This window comes from Microbulbifer sp. S227A, assembly GCF_049800935.1.
In genome coordinates, this window is the sequence record NZ_JBNAFZ010000025.1 from 1 (window position 1) to 24,603 (window position 24,603).

Here is a 24,603-nt window from a genome sequence, read left to right on the forward strand (position 1 = left end):
GAAGCCAAACGGCGGGGTGAGGAAGGACGTCTGCAGGTTCAGGGCGATCATCACACCCAGCCACACCGGGTCCAGCCCCATGGCCAGCAGCACCGGGCCGACAATGGGCACCACCACAAAGGTGATCTCGATAAAGTCGAGGATAAAGCCGAGCAGGAAGATCACCAGCATCACCAGCAGGGTCGCACCCACGACGCCGCCGGGCAGGCTCTCGAAGAAGTGAGTAACCACTTCCTCTCCGCCAAAGCCTCGGAATACCAGCGAGAACAGCGAGGCGCCGATCAGGATTGCGAACACCATGGCGGTGACCTGCAGGGTACTCTGCCCCACTTCGCCGGCGCGGGACCAGTTCAGGGCGCCGCGCCCCCAGGCCAGGATGCCGGCACCCAGTGCGCCCACGGCCGCAGCCTCGGTCGGGGTGGCGGCGCCGGTAATGATCGAGCCGAGCACCAGCAGCATCAGCGCGATGGGTGGGAACAGGCTTTTCAGGGTTTGCAGCAGGTCCACCTCTTCGCTGGCGCTGCGGGCTGCCGCGGGTTCACGCCGTGCGATAAACAGCAGATACAGGATGTAGGCAGCGACCAGCAGCAGTCCCGGGATAATCGCGCCCATAAACAGGTCGCCCACACTCACTGGCTTCGGGTTGAAGATACCCTGGGAGAGCTGCGCTTGCTGGTAGGCGTTGGACAGAGTATCTCCCAACAGCACCAGCGCGATGGACGGCGGGATAATCTGGCCGAGGGTACCAGTGGCACAGATGGTGCCGGTGGCCAGCCTGGGGGAATAGCCGCGCTTCAACATGGTGGGCAGGGACATCAGGCCCATGGTGACCACGGTGGCGCCGACGATACCGGTACTTGCGGCCAGCAGTGCGCCTACCACCACTACGGACACCGCCATGCCGGAAGGGATGCCGGAAAATACCCGCGCGAGATTGACCAGCAGATCCTCGGCGATCCGCGCCCGCTCCAACATTACACCCATCAACACAAACAGCGGCACCGCCATCAGGGTGCCGTTCTGCATGATGCCGTACAGGCGGTCGGGGAAGGCACGCAGCAAGCCGGCATCGAACACGCCACCGACGATGCCCAGCCCGGCGGCAAGGAGTGCGGTACCACCCAGGGTAAATGCCACCGGATAACCGGCAATCAGTGCCGCACACACGGCGACAAACATCAGCAGGGGAATGAGTTCCATCATGCGCTGGCCTCCCCGGTGGCCTCGCGCACCAGCGGGCGCGGTTGCTGTTCTGGTTCTGTTTTCCGCGCCGCAGGTGTGTCGGCTGGTTTGCTCACGGTATGGGAGGTGTGATCGCTGGACTCGGCCTGCATCAGCGTGTGTAGCGCGCGTGCCAGCTGGCTGAACCCCTGCAGTGCGAGGGTGGCGGCGGCCAGTGGGATCAGGCTCTTCAGCAGGTAAACTCCGCCGAGACCGTCCGCGCTATTACTGGTTTCCTGCACGGCCCAGCTGCTGGCGGCAAACTGCAGGCTGCCGTAACCGATAAAAGCACATAGTGGCAGCAGGAAGATCAGGCAGCCCACCGCATCCACCCAGGCTTTCCCTCTTGGCGAGAGCTGGCGGTACACCACATCCACGCGCACATGGGCGCCGGATTGCAGGGCGTAGGCGAGGCCGAGCATCAATGCGGCGCCGTGCAAATAAGCCACCGCATCCTGCATGGCCAGAGACCCGCCGTCGAAGCCGTAGCGCATCGCCACCACCAGGCTCTGAATGACCACCATCGCCAGGGTGAACCAGCCCAGAACACGCCCGCAGCTACCGGCAAATCGGTCCAAAGCACCGGCGGCACGTAGCAGAAACATCATGTGAACACTCTCAATTCATCTTTATTGTTCTGTTAACAGTGGGGCACAGCCTACCTTTTGGCCAGAAATTGCGCCAGCGCGGTGTGGGTACTGGGCATAACTGACTTGTACGCCATCACTGGTCATAAAATGGCCGGGCGACTGTAACTTGTTTGTAATGTTTGATTCATAGAATCGTCACCAGTTGGAAGTAGCATGCTCCGCGTGCAGATAATTCGACCACCTATGGAGATATCATGAACAACCGTTCCGCGAGCAAAAAAGTTCTGGCTTCGGCCCTGGCGGCCCTGACCATTGCGGCCTCTAATGCGGCCCTGGCAGCGCGCGACCACATCAGCATCGTCGGTTCCTCAACCGTTTACCCGTTCACCACCGTTGTAGCCGAGCGTTTCAGCCGCGCTACTCAGTTCAAGACGCCGGTTGTTGAATCCACTGGTACCGGCGGCGGCATGAAACTGTTCTGCCAGGGCGTTGGCGAAAGCACTGCCGACGTCACCGGCGCTTCCCGTCGCATCAAGCAGTCCGAGCTGGAGATGTGTAACGGCAATGGTGTTGACGTTGTTGAAGTTCAGATCGGTTACGACGGCATCGTGCTGGCCAACGCCAAGACTGCCAAGCCGTTCGAGCTGAGCCGCAAGGACATCTTCCTGGCCCTGGCCAAAGACGTGCCGAACCCAGACGGTTCCGAGACTCTGGTACCTAACCCGTACAAAACCTGGAAAGACGTAAACCCGACTCTGCCGGCTGCGAAGATCGAAGTTCTGGGTCCGCCCCCGACTTCCGGTACCCGCGATGCTTTCGCCGAGCTGGCGATGGAAGGTGGTTGTAAGAAGTTTGACTGGATCGCTGCCAAGAAGAAGTCTGACAAGAACGCTTACAAAGCCATTTGTCACAACGTACGTGAAGACGGCTTCTACGTAGAAGCGGGCGAGAACGATAACCTGATCGTGAATAAGCTGGCTGCCAACCCGAACGCACTGGGCATCTTCGGCTTCAGCTTCCTGGATCAGAACGCCGACAAGGTTCAGGGTTCCCTGATCGAAGGCCAAGAGCCTACTTTCGAATCTATCGCTGACAACAGCTACCCGGTTTCCCGTCCGCTGTTCGTTTACGTGAAGAAAGCGCACGTTGACGTGGTACCGGGCATCAAGCAGTTCCTGGCCGAGTTCACCAACGATCGCGCCTGGGGCGAGGAAGGCTACCTGGCAGACAAGGGTATGATCCCGCTGCCGACCGCCGAGCGTCAGAAGGTTGCCAACAACGTTCGCAAGCTGAACGCTCTGACCAACCTGGCTGCTAAATAACAGCTAAATAAAAGGTAGATGGATTTACCGGCCAAGCCCTTTCAAGGGCTTGGCTTTTTACGTATATATACACCGCAATTTTTACCGCGCCATGCAATTGCGGATACACCGTTGATAATGGCCGACGTTTTTTGTACCTAGAGATAACCGAGCGAATCGATGCAGACTCCTACTCTCTTCGCCCTGCTGCTGTTGCTGATACTGGTGGCCTACGGCACTGGTTTTAGCCGCGCGATTGCCGCTGCCCGTAGTGGTGGTGGTGTCCGCAGCCTGGCTTCATTGCCGAGCTACTACGGCGTGCACACCGCACTCTGGTGTGGTCTTCCCGCCCTGATTATTCTGGGTTGCTGGCTCATTTTTGACGATGCGATTATCCGCGCAATGGTGATGGGCGCTATCGCCGATAAGCCGGAGTCCATTGCCGGGCAAAATCTGCTGTACGCGCAGATCCAGAATCTGGCGGCGGGCAACTTGGTTGGCAACGTGACCCCGCAACTGCAGGATGCTGCCGCGCATCTCACAAGTTTGCGCGAGAGTGGTCGCTGGATGCAGACCGCCTTGATCCTGATTCTGTCGATCGGTCTTGGTGCCTACGCATTCCTGCGTATTTCCCCGGAAATGCGCGCGCGGGAAAAAGTCGAAAAGGTCCTGCGCATTATTCTGCTGGCATGCGCATGCGCGGCCATCTTTACCACCGTGGGCATCCTGCTGTCGGTACTGTTCGAATCACTGCGTTTCTTCCAGTCGGTACCGGTGACCGAATTCCTGTTTGGCCTGCACTGGAGCCCACAGATGGCACTGCGTGCGGACCAGGTTGGCTCCAGTGGTGCCTTTGGCGCGGTGCCCCTGTTTACCGGTACCCTGCTGGTTTCCGCCATCGCCATGTTTGTGGCGGTGCCGGTGGGTCTGATGTCTGCCATTTACCTGGCGGAATACGCCGGCAAGAAAGTGCGTTCCGTGGCCAAGCCGCTGCTGGAAATCCTCGCCGGTGTACCCACCGTGGTGTACGGCTTCTTCGCCGCGCTGACCGTAGCTCCGTTTATCCGCGACCTTGCCCAGTCCATGGGGCTGCAGGCATCCAGTGAAAGTGCACTGGCCGCTGGTCTGGTGATGGGGGTAATGATTATTCCGTTCGTATCGTCCCTGTCGGACGACGTGATCAATGCAGTACCCCAGTCCCTGCGCGATGGTGCGCTGGGCTTGGGTTCCACCAAGTCAGAAACCGTGCGCAAGGTGGTGATCCCTGCCGCACTGCCGGGCATCGTCGGTGGTGTACTGCTGGCGGTATCCCGCGCAATTGGTGAAACCATGATCGTGGTGATGGCCGCGGGCCTTGCCGCAAATCTCACCGCAAACCCACTGGAGTCGGTCACTACGGTTACCGTACAAATTGTGACGCTGTTGGTGGGTGACCAGGAGTTTGACAGTCCGAAGACTCTCGCCGCCTTTGCACTTGGTCTGATGCTGTTTATCAGCACCCTGATTCTGAACTTTATTGCCCTGCACGTAGTGAAAAAATACCGGGAACAGTATGACTGATCTGACTCAATCCAATTTGACGCAGAAAGAAGTGCGCGAGCGAATCGAGTCGCGCCTTGCCAGCCGTCACCGCAAGGAAAAGATCTTCCGCGGTTTTGGTATCGCCAGTATCGCCTTTGGCATACTCGCGGTCGTAGTGCTGTTCACCGACATTATCAGTAAGGGCAGCAGTGCGTTCGTTCAAACCGATATCGAGCTGAAGGTTACCTATGACCCCGATACCCTCGGCATCGATACCGTGGATGACGAGAGCCTGGCGTGGGCCAACTTTGATGCGGTGATTCGCAACGCCCTGCGCGAGCGCTTCCCCGATGTCAGTGGCCGCCGCGACAAGCGCGAGCTCTACTCGCTGGTGTCCAATGGTGCCGGCTTTGAATTGCGCGAGCGCCTGCAGCAAAACCCGGAGTTGCTGGGTAAAACGGAAACCCTGTGGTTCAACGCCGATGATGACGTGGACACCTATGTAAAAAGCCTGTCCAAGTCCGAAGAGGGTTTCCTGGGGCGTACCTCCGAGCAGAAGGCAGGGTGGATCAAGTCCCTGCTGGCGACGGGCGAACTGGAGAAGCGCTTCAACACGACCTTCTTTACCAATGGTGACTCCCGTGAGCCCGAGCAGGCCGGTATCCGTGCGGCCTTGATGGGCTCGCTGTTTACCCTGCTGGTCACCCTGGCGCTGTCCTTCCCCATTGGCGTAGCTGCGGCCATTTATCTGGAAGAGTTTGCGCCGAAGAATCGCTGGACCGACCTGATCGAGGTGAACATCAACAACCTCGCCGCGGTTCCGTCCATCGTGTTCGGTCTGCTGGGCCTGGCGATCTTTATCAACTTCTTCGAGCTGCCGCGTTCGGCACCGCTGGTGGGTGGTCTGGTACTGACGCTGATGACCCTGCCGACAATCATTATTTCCAGCCGTGCCGCGCTGAAGTCGGTGCCGCCATCGATCCGTGAAGCGGCCATGGGCATGGGCGCCTCGCGCATGCAGGTAGTACTGCACCACGTGTTGCCACTGGCGATGCCCGGCATGCTCACCGGCGCCATCATCGGTATGGCCCAGGCGCTGGGCGAAACCGCGCCGCTGCTGATGATCGGTATGGTGGCCTTTATTGTGGACGTGCCGCACGGCATTACCGACCCGTCCACGGTGCTGCCGGTACAGATTTTCCTGTGGGCAGACAGCCCGGAGCGCGCCTTTGTTGAGCGTACCTCCGCCGCGATCATGGTACTGCTGGCAGTCCTGATCACCATGAACACCTGCGCAGTGTGGCTGCGCAAGAAACTCGAGCGCCGCTGGTAACGCGCGTCTGCGTAACCTTCGGATGTTAAGATTGCGAATCGAGAGTGAGCCATGACAAGCATGACCCTGAACGCCGGCGCAGCAGTACCGGCGCAAGACAAAACCAATTCAGCCACCGACTTACCCAATAAGCCGGCCACGGAGTCCACCTCAGTGAAAACCCAGGAAGATATTGCCGAAACCGTCGGCAGCCCCTTCTGTGATGAAGCCAAGCTGCGCATGCGCAACGTGAACGTGTTTTACGGTGAGGCCCAGGCAATTCACGATGTCAGCCTGGATATCGGTCGCAACCAGGTGGTTGCCATGATCGGTCCTTCCGGCTGTGGTAAATCCACCTTCCTGCGCTGCCTGAACCGCATGAACGACACCATCGAAGGGTGTCGTGTCGAAGGCGACCTGACTTTGGACGGCGAAGCCATCTACGGCCCCAAGGTCGATGTGGTGCCGCTGCGTGCACGCGTGGGCATGGTGTTCCAGAAGCCGAACCCCTTCCCCAAGTCCATTTACGACAACGTTGCTTACGGCCCCAAGATCCACGGCATCGCCAGCCGTCGCGCGGAACTGGATGAGATCGTAGAAAACAGCCTGCGTCGCGCCGGCCTGTGGGACGAAGTCAAAGATCGCCTGGACAAGCCGGGTACCGGCCTTTCCGGTGGTCAGCAGCAGCGTCTGTGTATCGCCCGCGCCATCGCGGTAAGCCCGGAAGTGATCCTGATGGATGAGCCCTGCTCCGCACTGGACCCGATTGCCACCGCGCGCATTGAAGAACTGATTCATGAGCTGCGTGAAAACTACACCATCGCCATCGTGACCCACTCCATGCAGCAGGCCGCGCGCGTAAGCCAGCGCACCGCCTACTTCCACCTGGGCAAGCTGGTTGAGGTCAATGACACCGAGACCGTGTTCACCAATCCTGAGCACGATCTTACCGAAGCGTACATTACCGGCCGTTTCGGCTAAGGTTGAGGGAAGCGGACAAAACACCATGGATATGCATTTCGATCAACACATCTCCCGCCAGTTCAACGACGATCTTGAGAGTCTCAAGACGGAAATGCTGGAAATGGGCGGCCTTGTAACTCGCCAGGTAGCCGACGCCGTAGAAGCGCTGGCCAATGCCGATAGTGAGCTGGCGGAAAAAGTTTTGAAGGTGGAAGAGGATATCGACCGCTGTGAAATGGAAGTGGACGAGCACGCGACGCTGATCATTGCCAAGCGCCAGCCCGCCGCCTCCGACCTGCGCATGGTGATGTCGGTTATTCGCATCGCCCGCGACCTGGAACGTGTGGGTGATGAGGCGAGCAAAATCGCCAAGATGGCCATCGCACTTACGGACCAAGGCTCTGCCCCGCGCGGTTACACCGAGATTCGGCATATCGCCAATGCCGTGCGCAAGATGCTGAACGACGCCCTCGATGCCTACACTCGTTTCGACGTGAAATCCGCAATGGAAACCCTCGCCGAAGACGAACAGGTGGATATGGATTACCGCAGCGCCGTGCGCGAAATGGTGACCTATATGATGGAGGACCCGCGCAGCATCTCGCGGGTGATGAATGTGCTGTGGACCCTGCGCTCCCTCGAGCGTATCGGCGACCACGCCAAGAACATCTGTGAGCAGGTGGTATACCTGGTGCAGGGTGCGGATATTCGCCACGGCAACGAGCAAAACCTGCGCTAACAAAATAAGCAGTAGTTTGCAGATCGCACCTACCCAAAAAGGCCGCTTCCGCGGCCTTTTTTAATTCAGCATCCGTTCAGTCTCGCCCTGTCACACTGCGCTCGCGAACTTGATCTTCATACTAAAAATAACTTGGTATTTGGTACGAGTGTCGCAATTTCTACTTTTTATTGCACCCATATTCTCCTTTGCATAGAATCCGCGCCGACTTTGCTTTTGTGCAAATCGGATGGGTACGCAAGTACAGATGTAACTTAAACAGGGAATACTTCTATGAAGTTCAAGTTTGCAGCACTTCCATTGATGCTGGCTTCTGCGGTCGCTTCCGCAGAGCAATACAATTCTTTCACCGACGTTGACTATACCTCTGCCGACTTCGGCACTGTCGACGTCGATACGCTAAGTTTCCAGTCCCAATACTATTTCGGCGCACTGGAAACCCTGGGCCCGCGCAAGGAATTCAACTACATTCTGCCGGTTTCCAATATTTACGGCGGCTTTGCCTATTCCGACGCAGACGGCAGCAGCAGTGATGCATTGACCATTGGTGGTGAATACTACACCGGCCAGTGGAAAGTCTTCGGTGAACTACAGGATGACGATTTCTCCACCGATTACAGTGTCGGTGCGGGTTTCCTGTTTACCCCGAACTTGCTTGCCGAGGTAGAAGCGGTAAAGCCAGAGGACGAAAGCACCGTTCTGCTGTTCCGTGGTAAATACAACCATCAATTGACCGGCAACGACTACATCGGCTTTACCGCTGAAGTGGACGACGACTTTGACTACCGCAGCGTGTCTTCCAAGTACTTCACCGCGCTGTCCGGTGGCCAGTACCTGACCGCAGGCCTGTCCTTGACCGATACCGACAACTCCGACGTGTTCTGGGGTGGCGATATTGAGTTTTACTTCAATGAAAACACCTCTATCGGTGCTGGCTACGCGGAAGACGAAAGCTACTATTTCGACGCGACCCACTTCTTCAACCGCAATGTTGCCGCCAAGGTAGCTTACGGCTCCAACCGCGATTTCGACGATCTGGATGTATTCAGCCTCGGCGTAACCGTGCAGCTGTAATTTTCCCTGCGAAAATTGCGCATAAAAAAGCGGGCGAAGAAATTCGCCCGCTTTTTTTGTTTCTGTTCAGGGAAACTTATCCCTGACCGCTCAGTGCCTGTACCCGTGCCTGTGCTTTAGTGCCGATGTCACCCCCGCCCTTGGCGGCGGTCTGGTAGTGGTTCAGCGCGTTTTTGGTATTGCCCTGCTGTTCATACACCTGCCCCAGATAATAGTGGGCATGGGGCGTTTCCAGATAGCGCGTGGAACGCTGCAGGTCGCGCTCGGCAGCGGTGTAGTTTTTAAGCTCAGCATTGAGCATGCCGCGCATCAGCCAGTTGGAAAACAGAGTCGGGTTTTTCTGTACCGCGGTCTCATACGAGCGCAGCGCCGGCTGGTATTGTTTCTTCTTCGCTAGCAGGTCGCCTTCCAGTGCGTAGAACGCCGCTTCCTTGGGCTGTTGTTGCTGTGCCCGGCGCGTGAGGGTCAGCGCCTGGTCGTATTGCTTGTTCTTTGCCGCGGTTAAAGCGTCGTCGTAGCTCTTGTATGCATCCGCATCGCGCTTCAGTTGCGCGATAGCGCGCTGGTACTGGCTGCGATTGACGGTGCCCGCGGGGAACTTCTTCGCGTGCTGGATATTCGCATCGACACGGGACTGCGACGGCGGGTGGCTGGCGAACAGTGCCTCGAGCCCACCGGACTGACGGCCCTTGGACAGCTCGACAAATTTCTTCTGCAGGCGCACCGCGCCCTGCGGGTCATAGCCGGCCGCCGCCATGTACTTCATGCCGTACGCATCGGACTCCAGCTCGTTGTCACGGCCGTATTTGGCAATGTAGGCAGAGCCGCCAAACTGGCTGCCGAGGGAGATCAGGTCGCCATAACCGGTGTTCTGGGTGGTGGCACCGAGAATGGCGATACCCGCGCCAAGGATCTGCTGCTGAGACATGGCCGCCGCGGAATGGCGCGCCGCCGCGTGCACAATCTCATGGCCCAGCACCGCCGCCAGCTCCGCCTCATCTTCCAGCAGTACCAGCAGGCCGCGGTTAATCGCGATTTTGCCGCCAGGCAGTGCCCAGGCGTTGGGGGTGGAGTTATTCAGCACCACGAACTCATAAGGCAGGTTGGGCTGATCCGATACCCGCGCCAGTTTCTGGCCGACGTTGCGCACATAACTCTGCAGAGCGGGATCGATCAGGTATCCACCGCCCTGGGTCTGCTGTGCCTTGGGGTACTGCTGCTCGCCCAGCGCCACTTCCTGTCCCTGGGACATCAGCGAGAGTTCCTTCTTGCCGGTCACCGGGTTGACCGCACAGCCCACCAGGCCTGTGGACAATGAGCTGGCAATTGCGATGGTCAGAAGGCGGTTTGAGATTGCGCGCGGAAACATAATCCTCTCCCTGTATAATGCGGTTCGCGAATAGCACACTATTGTACACAGTCCGGAGAGAGGGTTATGACGACCGCACTGCAGATTATTGAATTGTTTGCCGGGACCAATCCGGATGGTGAACCGGTGGTCGAGCGCATGCAGGTGAAGGTAAACGAGGACGACAGCGTGCAGCTGGTGCGCTCGCCGGCGTTTATCAAAGGTATCGCCAGCGGTGACACCATCAAGGTCAACCGCGAAGATCCCGAGAAGCCGAGCTTCGAGCTGGTAAAGCGTTCCGGCAACCTGGCCGTGCGTATCTTCTGTCGCGGTGACAGCACCAAGCTTTCCGACCAGCTGACCCCACAACTGGAAAAGCTCGGTGGCGAACTGGATCTCGAGTCCCCGCGTATGTTGGTGTACAGCATTCACGTGAGCTGTGGTTTCGATGAGATTGAGAAGATCCTCAACAGTGCCTGCGACGGCGCCAACAGCGTCTGGTACTACGGCAACGTGTACGACCCGGTCGACGGGCAGACGCCGCTGAATTGGTGGCAGGATATCCTGAAGCCCGAATAAAGCTACTGCGCTCCGGCGGTCACCTCCAGCCACTCGCTCGTTACGCTTTAGGCGACTCGAAAAACTAGAATATTGAACTAGAGCCTTCTGTATGTTGATTGTTATCTCCCCCGCGAAAACCCTCGACTATGAGAGCGAGATACCCGCACTCGACACCACCCAGCCGGATTTTCTTAAAGAGTCCGCAGCGCTGATCAAGGAGCTGAAGGCGCTCAGCCCGCAGGACATATCCAACCTGATGAAGGTGTCCGACAAGCTGGGTGTGCTCAATTACGACCGCTTCCATAGCTGGAAGCGCCCGTTCACCGACAGCAATGCCCGCCCCGCCCTGCTCGCATTCAAGGGCGATGTGTATACCGGGCTGGCAGCGGAAACCATGGGCAAGCGCGACTTTAATTTCGCGCAAAAGCATCTGCGCATGCTGTCCGGTCTGTATGGCTTGCTGCGTCCACTGGACCTGATGCAACCCTACCGCCTGGAGATGGGCACCAAGTTTGCCAACAGCGGTGGCAAAAACCTGTACGAATTCTGGGATGACAAAATTACCGCAGCCCTGAATAGCCAGCTTGCCGAACACAAAAGCAAGCAGCTGGTGAACCTGGCGTCTAACGAGTACTTCAAGTCGGTGCAGGTGAAAAACCTGCAGGCCGATGTGGTGACGCCGCACTTCAAGGACTGGAAAAACGGTCAGTACAAGATGATCAGTTTCTTCGCGAAAAAAGCGCGGGGCATGATGAGCCGCTGGGCTATCGACAACCGCGTGAAGCAGGCCGAGCAGCTGCAAGATTTTGATGTGGCCGGTTATTATTTCAGTGAAGAACACTCCAAGGGCAATGACTGGGTCTTCCTGCGCGACGAACAGCCAGCCTGAACTACAAAACCCCTGAGCAGAACACAGGAGCGCACTTATGCCCCCATGGTTTGAAATTGCCGTCACCATCGCCGCCGCCATTGCCGCGGTGTTTTTCTTTGCCAAGTACCGCGAGACCGCCGCTGCACTGCACGAATCCGAGCGCATGAAGCTCAAGTATTCCAAGGACCTCGATCGCTACCGCGATACACCGCAACTGCGCGCCCTGCGCGATGCCTTGATCGGCGAACGCAACCTGCCGGTGGACGATGAAGGCCGCGAGCACCTGCTGATCCGCGACAGCGCGCGCAAGCTGGTGCACATCACCGTGCAGAAGCGTACCGCCGAGCCGGTATCGGGCGACGCGTCGGTTGAGTATTCCGCAGCGGGCGAAGCGCGTACGCTGAAAGAACTGGAAGGATAAGTTTCGGGCTCCCGCCAGAGACAGCATAAAAAAGCCCCGTAAGGGGCTTTTTTGTATCTGCAATATCCGGACTGGGTGGAATCAGCTGGTGGCGGCACTGGCCTGGGTCAGTTTCTCGCGGGGGAAGTTCAGGGTAAAGGTACTGCCGCGGCCCGGTACACTGCTGATGCTCAAATTGGCACTGTGGCGCAGCAGTACGTGCTTGACGATGGCGAGGCCGAGGCCAGTACCACCACTTTCGCGGGAGCGGCCTGCATCCACCCGGTAGAAACGCTCGGTAAGGCGCGGGATATGCAGCGGATCGATACCGATACCCGAATCCTTCACCGCAAAGTGGCCGCCGCTGGCGTCCATTCTCCAGCGCAGCTCGATGGGGCCGCCGTCCGGGCTGTACTTGACCGCGTTAAATGCCAGGTTGGCAAAGGCACTGTGCAGCTCACCGGCGTCGCCGGTAATGGTGCCGTCCTCGTCGCACACCACGGAAATCTGGTGTCGCCCACCGCTCAGTGAGCGGGCTTCATCGGCCACGCGCTCCATCAGTCCGTGTACCGCGATACGATCGCGCCCGCTGTCGCGCTCGGAGGTCTCCAAGCGGGCGAGCAACAGCAGGTCGTTGACCAGGCTGGTCATACGCACCGTCTGCTCGCTCATTTGCCCCAGTGGCTTTTCCCAGTTCCGCGGCGCCTGCCCGCTTTCCTGAAGCGTCTCCAGGTAACCGGCAATCACCGTGAGTGGGGTGCGCAGTTCGTGGGATACGTTGGCGACAAAGTCGCGGCGCATTTGCTCCAGGTTATGCAGGCGGGTGATATCGCGCACGATCACCAGCGCTTCGTCCAGACCGAAGCGGGTGACTTCCATTTGCAGAATACGCGCGTCGTCCCCGGGCGCCGGCAGGGTAATCGGTTGCAGGTCGCCCTGATGGGCACCGCGCATGCGCTCGTGCATGTGCTCGACAAAGCGCGGATCGCGCACAAAGTTGATGATCGGCTGGCCGCTGTCGTCGCCCTGCAGGCGCAGCATTTGGCCGGCGACGGGGTTCCACCAGGCCAGGTTGCCGTCATCTTCCAGCGCCACGATACCCTCGCGCAAGGCGCTGGTGCTGTCCTGCACCCGGCGCAGCATGGCGTGCAGCTTTTGTTTTTCCTTGCGGTGGCGACGCTGTAGCCGATAGAAGTCGTCGGTGATATCGCCCCATACCCCAAAATTCGTGGGGGCCGGGCCACGGCGGCCGTTGGACAGCCAATGGTCGAAGCGATTTTGCTGCCACAACAGCCAGATGAGATAAACAGTGAGGCCAGAGCACAGCGCCAGCCACCAGTGTCCGGTTGAAAAACCGAAGATGGTGGTGCCCAGGGCTATGATGATAAAACGCGACAACTCGCCAATACTGCGATCGAGCATGAGGTTTTGGCCATCTTGTTGGGGGCGCGTCGAAGTGCGATTCGGCGGTACAGAGCGGGCCCACTGATAAAGTTCGATGGGCGGAATTATACCCTCTCGGCGGTCTGGACCGAAAAGCGATAACCGGTCCCACGCACGGTCTGAATGTAGCGTTCATGCCCATCCACGGTCAACGCCTTGCGCAGGCGCCGAATGTGTACGTCGACGGTGCGCTCCTCCACATACACGTTGCCGCCCCACACATGGTCGAGCAGTTGGGTTCGGGTGTAGGCGCGTTCCTGATGACTGAGGAAAAAGGTGAGCAGACGGAATTCTGTCGGTCCCATTTCCACCGGGTTACCGTTGATGGTGACCCGGTGGCTGACCGGATCGAGCACCAGCCCCCCGGCGGTGAGCGGTTCTTCCGGAGCGCTGGGGCCGGCGCGGCGCAGTACCGCTTTGAGCCGTGCAACCAGCTCGCGGGGGGAAAACGGTTTGGTGATATAGTCGTCGGCGCCCGTCTCCAGCCCCTTGATCTTGTGGTCTTCCTCACCTTTCGCCGTCAGCATGACGATGGGTAGCGACGCGGTGAGCTCGTCGCGCTTCAGGCGCCGGGCCAGTTCCACACCGGAGACATCCGGCAGCATCCAGTCCAGGAGAATAAGGTCGGGTTTTTCGTCGATGACCAGCGCGTGCGCTTCCTGCGCGTTCTCCGCTTCCAGGCAGCGGTAATCCGCCATCTCCAGCGCCACGCGCAACATATCGCGTACCGGGGCTTCGTCGTCGACTATAAGGATCGTCTTGCTGTGCATCTGCCTGCCATACCCTAACTGAGTTTGCTGTCGCCTAGGCGGGTGCCTCACAACCTCCGCTGCGGCGCTTTCCGGCGTCCTGCCTCGTCGACTGTAGCGCCAGCCTCAACTGACCATTGTAGAGTGGCCATTTAACGTCACTTTGGTGACAAATATATGACAGGTATTCAGGCGGGTAGAATTTCGGGTCACAGTGACTGGCTACCATGCGATATAGTGGGAAAATATCCCGCAGAAAAGCGCCATTCCCACGAAGTTGTTGTTCAAAAACGCCTTGAAGCATGCCTCTCGTTGCCGGTCACGGATCAACCATTGCTGATAGGCAAACAGCCCGGTCACGATCCCCAGGCCGCAGTAGTAAAGTGGCCCCAATTCCGCACGCCCACCCAGCATCAGCAGCGCCACAACAACCATACCCTGCAGGCTGGCGGTCATCGCCTTGTCCAGCTCGCCGAACAGGATGGCGGTGGATTTGACACCGATTTGCAGGTCGTCATCCCGGTCCACCATGGCGTAAAAGGTGTCGTAGGCCACGGTCCACAGCAGGTTGGCGGTAAACAGCAGCCAAGCGACCGCTGGCACCTCCCCGGTCACTGCCGCAAATGCCATTGGAATACCCATACTGAACGCAGCCCCCAGTACCACCTGCGGCAGATGCGTATAGCGTTTGGCGAAGGGGTAACAGAAGGCCAGCGCCAGCGCCGGCAGGGACAGCAGAATGGTGGGGCGGTTGGTGGTCAGCACCAGCAAAAATGCGACCAGCATCAAGCCGGCGAATAGCATCAGTGCGCCCCTGGGGGTGGCGGCACCGGTGGCGAGCGGGCGCTGCTTGGTACGCTCAACGTGTCCATCGATATTGCGGTCGGCAAAGTCATTTATGGCACAACCGGCCGCGCGGGTGAGGATGACGCCCAGGGTAAACACCACAAGCAGGTGCAGGCCCGGCCAGCCCTCGGCGGCGATCCACAGCGCACACCAGGTGGGCCACAGTAACAAGAGTGCGCCGATCGGTCTGTCCATGCGCGTCAGCTGCCAATATGGCAGGACTGCGGGCCAACGCTGCTGAATCTGGTGGCTGATAGCTTGCATGGTGGCTTCCCGTGTTCGCTCTGTACGTTGAGGTGCTTGTGCGCTTATGCCAGCGGCGGTGTATGGGGATTGAAACCGCTCAGGAAGGTCTCTGCAACCAGCAGGGGTTTATCCTGCAGCCAGAAGGTGGAGCGGCGCCCCCAGGCGCGGGGTGCACTGTCGGTCAGCTCTGGTTGCTGGCAGTGCGGATTGCGCGCGAGCCGGTTGAGCACAATGGGCCCGCGGCGAATGTCTGGCTGGCTGAACAGCAGTTCGCCGAGGGGGCGGTTGTCGAGGCCGCGCAGATAGCGGGATTTGCCGGTAAGGGTGCGCTCGGGCAGCACGCTGCGGGCGTAGACCCAGGGCTGTTCACTGTTGCCATACAGCAGTACCTCGCGCACCAGCGCGCGGCTGCGGTCTTTCAGGTTGAGCGCGCGGCGCTCCTCGGGCCGGGGTGTCTGCCAGCCCTGATTGAGTATCTGCACGCGGAAGGCGCCCTCGCCCAGATGCTTGAGGGCGGCGGTCAGCGAACCCGGGTGCAGCAGCCAGGGCAGCAACTGCTCCGGCGGTGTCTGGCCGTGCAGGCTTTCCAGAGGTTGAGGGTGCCAATCGCCGATGGCCTCGAAGGGGGAGTGGTACAACGCTGACTCCGCACAAGCTTGTGATGGTTAGTTCAAACCGCATTGTACCCGAGCGCGCCACCAGGGGAACGCGCTTTGCCCACAGGGGGTGAGGCCGATATAGTGGCGCATTCGCTGGCCGTTGCCGGATGCTGGCGGTACGGGCGCTGCGCCTGTGCCGATGCCATTATCTACAATGCACAAAATAATGAATTGCCACTGCAAGGTGCGCATAAACGGGAAGGACCATGGGGCTTACCAAAAAAATCGTACTGGCCATGATCGCGGGTATCGGACTCGGCCTGCTGTTCAACGTACTCAATTCCAGCCAGGTTCTGGGTGAGGCGGTCACCTCCTTTATCAATAACTACCTCACCAATGGCCTGTTCGACATCGTCGGTCGTATCTTCATCGCCTCGCTGAAACTGATGGTGGTGCCGCTGGTACTGGTCTCCCTGATTTGCGGGGCCTGTGCCCTGTCAGAAGGTAGCCGCGTTGGCGTGCTGGCGGGCAAGACGCTGGCGCTGTACATGGTGACCACGGCCGTGGCGATCTCCCTGGCATTGATGCTGGCACTGGTCATTCAACCGGGCGCAGGCATGGCCCACCTGGCGGGAGACGCGCAGTTTGAGGCAAAACAGTCCCCGCCGCTGTCGGATGTACTGGTCAATATCTTCCCCACCAACCCGGTGCAGGCGATGGCCGAAGGCAATATGTTGCAGATCATCGTGTTTGCCCTGTTGCTGGGTTATGCGATTTCCCGCAGTGGCAAGCCGGGACAGCGGGTAGCGGCTTTCTTCAATGACCTAAACGATGTCATTTTGCGCATGGTGAGCGTGCTGATGGCGTTTGCGCCTTACGGTGTGTTTGCCCTGCTGGCGAACAAGATTGCGCTGCTGGGTCTGGATGCCATTCCCACCCTGGCGAAATATTTCAGCGTGGTGCTGCTGGCACTGATGGTGCATGCGCTTGGGGTGTACCCGCTGCTGCTGAAACTGCTGTCAGGTTTGAACCCGGTGCAACTGCTGAAAAAAATGCGCCCGGCAATGGCCTTTGCTTTCAGTACCGCTTCCTCCGCAGCGACCATCCCGGTCACTCTGCAGACCGTGGAGAAGCGCCTGGGTGTAGATAACAAGGTGGCCTCGTTCACCGTGCCGCTGGGTGCAACCATCAACATGGACGGCACCGCGATTATGCAGGGCGTGGCCACGGTATTTATTTCCCAGCTCTATGGCATTGAGATCGGCCTGATGGGATACCTGACGGTAATTCTGACCGCAACGCTCGCGTCGGTTGGCACCGCCGGTGTGCCGGGTGTAGGCCTGATCATGCTGGCGATGGTGCTCGGCCAGGTTGGTCTGCCGGTCGAAGGTATTGCGATCGTGATGGGTGTGGATCGCCTGCTGGATATGGTGCGCACCGCGGTAAATATTACCGGGGATGCGGTGGTGAGTACCGTGGTGGCGAAAAGCGAAGGCGCTCTGGATGTCAGCACCTTCAATGATGAGAACTACAACAGCGTTGTGGATCACAGGGATGGTCGCTCAACGATTGCCTGAAGTATCGGAGCGAAAAGCTGTCTGAGCCAAGAGATATCTGGGCTCAATTGAACCAATAAAAAAGGGCGAGGCGCATAGGCGCCTCGCCCTTTTTAGTGCCGTGCCGGCGATCAAGTGGAGACTAAATCGCGCAGCGCATCTGCTTCGAGGTGGTCCTCCATACGCTCCACCAGCTCTTCAACCATTTCGCTGAGGGCGTCTTCAATGGCTTCCTGGGTATTGTCTTCAGCGTCGCGGCCGTCGAGGTAAGTGCGCACCCGATATTTTTCCGTAATTTTCAGTTTGCCAATATCGATACGTTGTTCGCGCAGTGTGCTGCCATTGCGCCCGGCGAGTGTATAGCGGAACTCGCCGCTCAGTGCGACGTTCCCTTTTTCGGTGTCGTAATCCTTCCCGGGCTTCATACTGCTCAGGTGTTTGATCACTTTGATCTGGATATTGTTTTCCAGGTTCAGGAGACCGTTTTCCTTCACCAGCGGCACTTCCTCATCTTCCAGGTATTCGTATAACACCCGGGCAAACTCGCTGTGGATATGTTGGGTGTAGCTGCGCACCGCCTTTTGCTTGAGCTCGGCGAGCCCGCCGCCATTGCCGGCCATTGCCAACATCAACTGCATATCCCCGGATACGGGCATGGGCACGTCGATGTCGATTTTGCCGGGGGTAATGACGAGGCTGGGGATGTGGTCGCTGCCGCCCCAGAAGCTTTCCTGGGCGATCGCTTGGCCGACGTTGATTGTGGATAGCGCAAGGCTGCACAGGCCCGCGGCCAGCAGCCGGCGGATTCCTTGGTTTCTCATACATCGCTCCCTGTTTTATTTTTATACGGGGATGGTGTTTTTTATGCACGTCGTGGCGATTGGTTTCGCTCTAGTTAAGTTGGACGTCTGTACCAAGCTGCCACTTATTGCGGGTAAACGCAAAAATATTTCGTGACCTGTGCGTCACATTCTTCGTGGTTTGTGAGGTGGGTCGTAGCGAAAGTGCAATAAATCGGATAGGCGCCGGGAGGGAGAAGGAGCGGCTGCGCCGCCCCGGGAGGCGGTGCAAGAAACTTAATTGCGCCCGGTAATCTCGAGCAGTGCGTCCGCTTCGAGGTCGTCTTCGATGCGGTCGAGGATGCGTTTCACCAGCTGGTCCGCCATGCGCTGCAGCTGTTCACTGGTGTCGTCTTCGTTTTCGTCGCCGTACAGGGATGTCTTGATTTGATACTTGCCTTTGAGCCGCAAGTTGGCGATATCCAAACGTTTTTCTCTCAGCACCCGCTCACCCGGTGCCTGCAGGCGCAGCAGGTAGTCGCCACTGGCGCTGAGGTTACCGCGCTCTATTTCGATGTCGCCCTTGGTTTTGAGGCCACTCAGCTGCTTGACCACGGAAATATCCACAAAGTTAAACAGGATCAGCGAGTGATTATCGCTGCGCAGTGGAATCTCCTCGTCGGCAAAGAATTCACGCAGGGCGCTGTCCAGGCGTGTGCGCAGATAATCGCTGAACGCGCGGCTGGCAGATTCCTTGGCTGCGGAAACCCCGCCACCGTTGGTGGCTTGTGCCAGCAGGCTTTCGAAATCGTTACCCTGCAGCGGAGTGGGTACCTCTGCGGCGACTTCAATCTTGGCGAGAGTGAGGTGCAGTGCCGACGGCTCCTGCGCATGTACCAAGACCCCAAATAAGCTTGTGCACAGCAGTATCCCGAGGCGGGCCAGACGTTTTACATTATCGCGGGGCTGGGTTAAGGCTGCGCTGTTAAATATTTTGCGCTGACTCATTCAGCTGACTCCTGCACCCGATTCTTTCAGGCGTTCGCTATGCAAATGTGGGCGCCGCGGGTGCAGTGCCCGCGAACTCTTATGTGATGGAGGGGGCGCTGCTGAGTGCCGCTAAACCCTCTTATTGATGAGGCTGCCACCACATGTGAGCGAGTGCAAAAATATTAGTGACCCGAAGTGACTAATTGGTTTTGGCAATAACGGCAGCTAGAAAAAACTGTGGGATGTTTGGCAAAAATAGGCGCCAATTGGTGCGGATGGGCAGGCGTCGGGACCGGGGTATCAGGCCTCGGCAAAACGCGGCTTGTTGTGCAGCCAGCGCCGTACCAGTGCGCTGCGGGCTTCTTTACTTAACTGCGGGGCCGCGGCAATTCTCTGCACCTGCGGCAACAGGTGGGCATCCCGTTGCAGGTCGGCAATACGGTGCTGGATTTCGCCGGTCTGGCGGGTGCCGAGGATCTCCCCCGGGCCGCGCAAGCGCAGATCTTCCTCGGCAATGGCGAAGCCATCCGAGTGACTACGCAGAGCCTGCAGCCGTGCGCGGCCGTTGGCGGACAGCGGGCTGGAGTACATCAGCACGCAGTGACTGGCGATACTGCCCCGCCCCACCCGGCCCCGCAACTGATGCAGCTGCGCGAGCCCCAGGCGCTCGGGGTTTTCGATAATCATCAGGCTGGCATTGGGCACATCCACGCCCACTTCGATCACCGTGGTCGCCACCAGCAAATCCACTTCACCGGCCTTGAATGCCTTCATCACCAGCTCCTTGGCTTCCGGCTTCATGCGTCCGTGCACCAGCGCCACGCGCACGCCATCCAGGGTGTCCGTCAGTTCCTCGGCAGTGGACTCCGCGGCCTGGGCCTGCAGAGTTTCGGATTCTTCAATCAGCGTGCATACCCAGTAGGCCTGACGGCCCTCGCGCACGGCGCCCTGTACGCGCTCCATCACATCAAAGCGGCGCTCATCGGAAATGGCCACGGTATTGATTGGCTGCCGTCCGGGGGGCAGCTCGTCGATTACCGAGCAGTCCAGGTCGGCAAACGCGGACATGGCCAGGGTGCGGGGAATCGGCGTGGCGGTCATGATCAGCTGGTGGGGCTGGGTACGGGTCTCGCCCTCGACCGCGCCCTTCTCGCGCAACTGCAGGCGCTGGCGTACACCGAAGCGGTGCTGTTCGTCGATGATCACCAGTGCCAAACGATGGAACTCCACACCTTCCTGAAACAGGGCATGGGTGCCGACGATCAACTGGGCATCGCCATGTTCGATCGCGGCCAGTTGCGCGCGCCTTTCCGCGGCCTTCATGCTGCCGGTGAGCCAGCCCACGGTAATACCCAGCGGCTCCAGCCAGCCGCTGAAGTTGATACGGTGCTGCTCGGAGAGGATTTCCGTGGGCGCCATCACCACACACTGGTGGCCGGCGCCGATCGCCTGCAGTGCCGCGCGCGCCGCGACGAGCGTTTTGCCGGCGCCCACATCGCCCTGTAGCAGGCGCATCATGGGGGTGGCAGTGGCGAGGTCGTCGGCGATTTCCTTACCCACCCGCTGTTGTGCATTGGTGGGGGAAAAGGGCAGGCGTGCGAGAAAATCCCGCTCCAGCGCGGCATTGAGCGCCAGCGGCGGTGCGGCAACCTGGGCACCGTTGCGGCGCAGTTCCAGCAGGCTCAGGTGGTGGGCCAGCAGCTCCTCCAGCGCCAGCCGCTGCTGTGCCGGGTGCTGCCCTTCGGCCAATTGCGCGAGGTCGGCATCCGCCGGTGGCTGGTGCAGGTACATCAGTGCCCCCGCCAGTGGCAGCTGCATTTCCTGCGGCAACAGCTGGGCCGGCAACAGTTCGCTGACGTTGCCCTGGGCCAACCAGTCCAGACCCTGCCCGATCAGTGCGCGCAGGCGCCCCTGCCCCAGCCCTTCGGTCAGTGGATAAACCGGGGTCAGGGTTTCCGCGTTGGGTGAAGTGGTTTCGCCGAGTACCTCGGTTTCCGGGTGATACAGCTCGATGCCGGCACTGCCGCGGCGCGCCTCGCCGTAGCAGCGCACGCGCGTGCCCGCCGCCAGGCGGTTTTTTTGTGCCGCGGTGAAGTGGAAAAAGCGCAGGGTGACGCTGCCGGTGGTGTCCTGAATGCGCACTGCGAGGCTGCGGCGGCGCCCGAAAATGACGTCCGCTGCGCGCACTTCACCTTCGATGACTGCGTCCATGCCTGGGCGCAGGCCCGCCAGCGGTACAACTCGAGTGCGGTCCTGGTAGCGCGCAGGCAGGTGGAACAGCAGGTCCTGCAGGGAGCTGATGTGCAGTTTGGCGAGGGTTTCCGCGAGTTTGGCACCGACACCCTTGAGCGCGGTGACGGGAATTTCTGCCAGGGGTTGTTGCGGAGGATTCGGCGGCTGGTTCACGGACTCTGCAGCTGGCACTGGTTGATCGCATCGCGCAGCATATCGATGGCGCGGTGGCGGGGAAAGCTGGCGCGCCATGCCAGCGCCACGGTGCGCTGCGGTGCGGGGGCAACAAACGGACGGGTCACCAGCACCCCGGTGGCGTATTGCGAGGCGGCGGCGGCAGACAGCGGCAACACGGTGATGCCCAGGCGCGAGGCCACCATATGGCGCAGGGTTTCCAGGGAGCTGCCGTCAGCGGCGGTGCGGATATGCCCGCTGCCGGCTTCTTTTTCGATGGACTGCTGTAACTGTGGACAGGCTTCCAGCACCTGATCACGGAAGCAGTGGCCTTCACCCAGTAACAGCACGTTGTCTTCGCACAGTTGTTCCGGGGTCAGCGCCTCGTATTTTGCCAGCGGGTGGTCCGAGGGCATCAGTACCACAAACGGTTCGTCGTAGAGCGGCTGGGTAACCACGTCCGGCTCGGTAAATGGCAGCGCGATAATTACCGCATCCAGCTCACCCTTGCGCAGGCGACCGCGCAGGGTCGAGGTATAGCCCTCCTCTACATACAACGGCATCTGCGGCGCCAGTTGCTGCAGCTGGGGAATAAAGTGCGGGAACAGGTAGGGACCGATGGTGAAAATCGCGCCCACCGACAGGGGGCTGCTGAGCTGGTCCTTACCGGCGCTGGCTATATCCTTGATGGCCGCGGATTGCTCCAGTACCAGTTGCGCCTGCGCGACGATACGCTCCCCTAGTGGTGTGGCCTGCACCCGTGTCTTCGAGCGCTCGAACAGGGCGACCCCAAGTTCTTTTTCCAGCTTCTTTACGGCAATGGACAGGGTGGGCTGGCTGACGAAGCAGCGCTCTGCCGCGCGGCCAAAGTGCTGTTCCTGGGCCAGGGTAACGATGTATCGGAGCTCGTTCAGTGTCATGGCAAACGCAATCAGATAAATCCAGGCGATAGAGTTTATTCATAAACCCCCCCCGGCGGCCAGAAAAACCGCCGGGCCATTGTGTAAATGTCACAATCTAGAAAAAAATGCTATTAGTCAGGTTTATGAATAGTAAGATTTGCTATTAACTTGCGCACCGAACGGGCGATGTGGCGCTTTTTTTACTATACATGGAAGGCAAGCGTTCAAATTACATCAAGCGGAGGATCGCTATGGGAATCTTGTCTTGGATTATTTTGGGTCTCATTGCCGGCGCGCTGGCCAAGTGGATCATGCCCGGGCCGGATCCCGGTGGTTGGATTGTCACCATGGTCATTGGTATCGTCGGTGCGTTTATCGGTGGCTGGGTCGGTAGCTTTGTTGGCCTGGGCACTACCGGCGGCCTATCGCTCGGAAGCATCATCACTGCGGTAGTGGGTGCAGTTATCCTGCTGTTTATCTATCGAATGGTGAAATCCCGCGGTTGACGAAGTTTTGTTCGTCTATTCGTACGGGGCCCTGGAAAAACGACGGGCCCCGTTCACAGACTTCGTCAGTGAAACAGGCTATAAATAGCCAATCTGACTGAAAGTCCATTGCAGTTCGACGTATAATTTTAATCGCGCCCACCAGTGTGTGGACCGAGCAATATTGGGACCGGCGTTCGGTGCCCAGGGGAAAAAGCAAGCGGTTATGGCAAAGGAAAAAGTCTGGATCTTCGGTTGCGGCGATCTGGGGACACGCCTCGCTCTGAAGTTGGATCGCAAGGCGTACGACGTGTTTGGTGTGCGGCGCAATCCGCTACAGGCACTGGCACGCAAACGCCGCGCGGACGTCGTCAACTGGCGTCGCGGCGACGCCACCAAGACAGAAGATATTCATCGTCACCTGAGTCAGGGTGCCGATATTGTTATCGCCACTTTCACTCCCGGTGCCAGCACTCCCCAAGCCTACCAGCGCGCCTATGTCGAAACGGCCACCTGTCTGCGCCAGTCCCTTGCGGATATGGAAAAACCCCCGCGTCTGTTGCTGTGGATTTCTTCCACCCGTGTGTACGGCCAGAGTGGTGACCAGTGGTTGGATGAGCGCTCCCAGCCGATGCCGAGTAGCTTCCAGGGCGAAGCTCTGTTGGCTGCGGAAAAAATTGCCCAGCAAAGTGTGGTGGAAACCTGCGTGGTGCGCTTTGCGGGTATTTATGGGCCCGGCCGCGATCGACTGCTTTCGCAAGTGCGGGCCGGTCGCTGCGCACCGCCATCACCGCCCCAGTTCAGCAACCGCATTCACGTGGACGATGCCGTCGGCTTTCTCGCGCACCTGATCGAGGGCCAGAAAAAAGATATGCCGCTGGAGAAGCTGTATATCGGTGCGGACTGCACCCCGGTTCCCATGTACGAATTGCAGAGCTGGCTAGCAAAGTCGATGGGTTATACCAGCGCGCATCTGCGCGAAGAAGTGGCCACCAGCGAGCGTCGCTCCAAGAAGCTGAGCAACAAACGCATGCTGGATAGCGGCTATGACATGCTGTATCCGGATTACCGCGCCGGCTACCGCACCCTGCTGGAAAACGACTGAATCACAAGTTCGCGCCGCCCATTGCCGAGCGGCGCGCGGCAATCGCTTAGATCACCAGAACCCCTTCCGCCTCGAACTGCGCACCCTTGGGCAGTTCACTCACACCCACCGCCGCACGCGCCGGGAATGGCTTGGTAAACATCTCCTGCATCACTTCATTGACGGTAGCGAAATTGCTCAGGTCAGTGAGGTACAGATTCAGCTTTACCAGATCGTCCAGAGTACCGTTTGCGGCTTCGCACACCGCCTGCAGGTTTTTAAATACCTGCACCGCCTGCTCGCGGAAATCGTCGGACACCAGTTCCATGGTTTCCGGAACCAGCGGAATCTGACCGGACAGGTAGATAGTGTTGTTGACCTTGACCGCTTGGGAATAGCTGCCGATTGCTGCCGGTGCCTTATCGGTTTTTATCACGGCGCGATTGGGCATGGATGACCTCTCCTGACCCTGTTGGGGCCTACTTACTGAAAAAAGGAAGCGGGAGAATATAGCGCGGTTTTGTAGCCTTGGGGAGCGGCGCAAAGGACCAGATTGCGATATGCGGAACTTATCCACAAACTGAGAAAATTCACGCAAAACCCCCGCGAATTCCCCA

The 24,603-nt window shown here is 59.1% G+C and carries 24 protein-coding genes; 12 read left to right on the forward strand and 12 right to left on the reverse strand.

All coding sequences use genetic code 11. The features are described from left to right. Both ACP15R_RS25770 and ACP15R_RS25775 read right to left on the reverse strand, forming a co-directional pair. Positions 1–1,203 (reverse strand): TRAP transporter large permease (locus ACP15R_RS25770; protein WP_424988749.1); only part of this gene is annotated, 1,203 nt, incomplete at its 3' end. After that, positions 1,200–1,829, reverse strand: coding sequence for a TRAP transporter small permease subunit (locus tag ACP15R_RS25775; RefSeq protein ID WP_224868150.1), 630 nt, complete (start codon positions 1,827–1,829; stop codon positions 1,200–1,202). The genes ACP15R_RS25775 and ACP15R_RS25770, both read right to left, overlap by 4 nt. A 236-nt stretch (positions 1,830–2,065) precedes the next feature. Between ACP15R_RS25775 and ACP15R_RS25780 the strand changes: the two genes are divergently transcribed. The 6 genes from ACP15R_RS25780 to ACP15R_RS25805 all read left to right on the forward strand — a co-directional run bounded on the left by ACP15R_RS25780 (position 2,066) and on the right by ACP15R_RS25805 (position 8,721). Beyond that, positions 2,066–3,133: a PstS family phosphate ABC transporter substrate-binding protein gene (locus ACP15R_RS25780; RefSeq protein WP_224868149.1), complete on the forward strand. Its 1,068-nt coding sequence runs from the start codon at positions 2,066–2,068 to the stop codon at positions 3,131–3,133. Positions 3,134–3,292: 159 nt separating this feature from the next. After that, entirely contained in the window at positions 3,293–4,672 is a 1,380-nt protein-coding gene (gene pstC, locus ACP15R_RS25785; protein ID WP_224868148.1) for a phosphate ABC transporter permease subunit PstC, read from the forward strand. Then, entirely contained in the window at positions 4,665–5,966 is a 1,302-nt protein-coding gene (gene pstA / locus ACP15R_RS25790) for a phosphate ABC transporter permease PstA (protein ID WP_224868147.1), read from the forward strand. Before pstC ends, pstA begins: the two co-directional genes overlap by 8 nt. Positions 5,967–6,185: 219 nt before the next feature. Next, on the forward strand, positions 6,186–6,926 hold the full coding sequence (gene pstB / locus ACP15R_RS25795; RefSeq protein WP_224868678.1) for a phosphate ABC transporter ATP-binding protein PstB: 741 nt from the start codon (positions 6,186–6,188) through the stop codon (positions 6,924–6,926). A 25-nt stretch (positions 6,927–6,951) separates the two neighbouring features. After that, positions 6,952–7,647 carry a phosphate signaling complex protein PhoU gene (gene phoU, locus ACP15R_RS25800; RefSeq protein ID WP_222230957.1) on the forward strand — a complete coding sequence of 232 codons (696 nt, stop codon included), beginning with the start codon at positions 6,952–6,954 and terminating at the stop codon, positions 7,645–7,647. 273 nt (positions 7,648–7,920) lie between these two features. Continuing rightward, positions 7,921–8,721, forward strand: coding sequence for a putative porin (locus tag ACP15R_RS25805; protein ID WP_224868146.1), 801 nt, complete (start codon positions 7,921–7,923; stop codon positions 8,719–8,721). A gap of 76 nt (positions 8,722–8,797) precedes the next feature. Here ACP15R_RS25805 and ACP15R_RS25810 read toward each other — a convergent pair whose 3' ends face one another. Then, positions 8,798–10,090, reverse strand: coding sequence for a M48 family metalloprotease (locus ACP15R_RS25810; RefSeq protein ID WP_424988750.1), 1,293 nt, complete (start codon positions 10,088–10,090; stop codon positions 8,798–8,800). 66 nt (positions 10,091–10,156) lie between these two features. Between ACP15R_RS25810 and ACP15R_RS25815 the strand changes: the two genes are divergently transcribed. The 3 genes from ACP15R_RS25815 (at position 10,157) to ACP15R_RS25825 (ending at position 11,922) form a co-directional block, all read left to right on the forward strand. Continuing rightward, on the forward strand, positions 10,157–10,648 hold the full coding sequence (locus ACP15R_RS25815) for a DUF4265 domain-containing protein (protein WP_224868143.1): 492 nt from the start codon (positions 10,157–10,159) through the stop codon (positions 10,646–10,648). Positions 10,649–10,739: 91 nt separating this feature from the next. Further along, the gene (gene yaaA / locus ACP15R_RS25820; RefSeq protein ID WP_424988751.1) at positions 10,740–11,519 is read left to right on the forward strand and encodes a peroxide stress protein YaaA; all 780 of its coding nucleotides are present in this window, start codon (positions 10,740–10,742) and stop codon (positions 11,517–11,519) included. A gap of 37 nt (positions 11,520–11,556) precedes the next feature. After that, positions 11,557–11,922 (forward strand): hypothetical protein, encoded by a 366-nt coding sequence (locus tag ACP15R_RS25825; RefSeq protein WP_224868139.1) that lies wholly within the window; start codon positions 11,557–11,559, stop codon positions 11,920–11,922. 81 nt (positions 11,923–12,003) lie between these two features. Here the strand turns inward: ACP15R_RS25825 and phoR are convergent, their stop codons facing one another. From phoR to ACP15R_RS25845, 4 genes are all read right to left on the reverse strand, one after another. Then, positions 12,004–13,323 carry a phosphate regulon sensor histidine kinase PhoR gene (gene phoR, locus ACP15R_RS25830; protein WP_224868137.1) on the reverse strand — a complete coding sequence of 440 codons (1,320 nt, stop codon included), beginning with the start codon at positions 13,321–13,323 and terminating at the stop codon, positions 12,004–12,006. Between the two features lie 86 nt (positions 13,324–13,409). Next, positions 13,410–14,114, reverse strand: a complete 705-nt coding sequence (gene phoB, locus ACP15R_RS25835; RefSeq protein WP_224868676.1) for a phosphate regulon transcriptional regulator PhoB — start codon at positions 14,112–14,114, stop codon at positions 13,410–13,412. A gap of 201 nt (positions 14,115–14,315) precedes the next feature. Then, positions 14,316–15,203, reverse strand: coding sequence for a 4-hydroxybenzoate octaprenyltransferase (ubiA, locus tag ACP15R_RS25840; protein WP_224868135.1), 888 nt, complete (start codon positions 15,201–15,203; stop codon positions 14,316–14,318). Between the two features lie 44 nt (positions 15,204–15,247). Further along, positions 15,248–15,823 carry a chorismate--pyruvate lyase family protein gene (locus ACP15R_RS25845; protein WP_224868132.1) on the reverse strand — a complete coding sequence of 192 codons (576 nt, stop codon included), beginning with the start codon at positions 15,821–15,823 and terminating at the stop codon, positions 15,248–15,250. Positions 15,824–16,050: 227 nt separating this feature from the next. On the opposite strand from ACP15R_RS25845, the gene ACP15R_RS25850 reads away from it, so the two are divergent. Continuing rightward, a complete protein-coding gene (locus ACP15R_RS25850; RefSeq protein ID WP_224868130.1) occupies positions 16,051–17,361 on the forward strand; it encodes a dicarboxylate/amino acid:cation symporter in 1,311 nt (436 codons plus the stop codon). 110 nt (positions 17,362–17,471) lie between these two features. On the opposite strand, the gene ACP15R_RS25855 is transcribed toward ACP15R_RS25850, so the two are convergent. The 4 genes from ACP15R_RS25855 to ACP15R_RS25870 form a co-directional block, all read right to left on the reverse strand. Next, positions 17,472–18,161 carry a hypothetical protein gene (locus ACP15R_RS25855; protein WP_224868128.1) on the reverse strand — a complete coding sequence of 230 codons (690 nt, stop codon included), beginning with the start codon at positions 18,159–18,161 and terminating at the stop codon, positions 17,472–17,474. Positions 18,162–18,416: 255 nt separating this feature from the next. Continuing rightward, a complete protein-coding gene (locus tag ACP15R_RS25860; RefSeq protein WP_224868126.1) occupies positions 18,417–19,127 on the reverse strand; it encodes a hypothetical protein in 711 nt (236 codons plus the stop codon). A 282-nt stretch (positions 19,128–19,409) separates the two neighbouring features. After that, the gene (recG, locus tag ACP15R_RS25865) at positions 19,410–21,515 is read right to left on the reverse strand and encodes an ATP-dependent DNA helicase RecG (protein ID WP_424988752.1); all 2,106 of its coding nucleotides are present in this window, start codon (positions 21,513–21,515) and stop codon (positions 19,410–19,412) included. Continuing rightward, positions 21,512–22,435 carry a hydrogen peroxide-inducible genes activator gene (locus tag ACP15R_RS25870; protein ID WP_222230994.1) on the reverse strand — a complete coding sequence of 308 codons (924 nt, stop codon included), beginning with the start codon at positions 22,433–22,435 and terminating at the stop codon, positions 21,512–21,514. Before ACP15R_RS25870 ends, recG begins: the two co-directional genes overlap by 4 nt. Before the next feature lie 233 nt (positions 22,436–22,668). Between ACP15R_RS25870 and ACP15R_RS25875 the strand changes: the two genes are divergently transcribed. Continuing rightward, positions 22,669–22,923: a GlsB/YeaQ/YmgE family stress response membrane protein gene (locus ACP15R_RS25875; protein WP_010132108.1), complete on the forward strand. Its 255-nt coding sequence runs from the start codon at positions 22,669–22,671 to the stop codon at positions 22,921–22,923. Positions 22,924–23,128: 205 nt separating this feature from the next. Further along, positions 23,129–24,007, forward strand: coding sequence for an NAD-dependent epimerase/dehydratase family protein (locus ACP15R_RS25880; protein WP_224868122.1), 879 nt, complete (start codon positions 23,129–23,131; stop codon positions 24,005–24,007). Positions 24,008–24,053: 46 nt separating this feature from the next. Here ACP15R_RS25880 and ACP15R_RS25885 read toward each other — a convergent pair whose 3' ends face one another. Then, positions 24,054–24,437 carry a RidA family protein gene (locus tag ACP15R_RS25885; RefSeq protein WP_222248175.1) on the reverse strand — a complete coding sequence of 128 codons (384 nt, stop codon included), beginning with the start codon at positions 24,435–24,437 and terminating at the stop codon, positions 24,054–24,056. Positions 24,438–24,603: the final 166 nt, after the last annotated feature.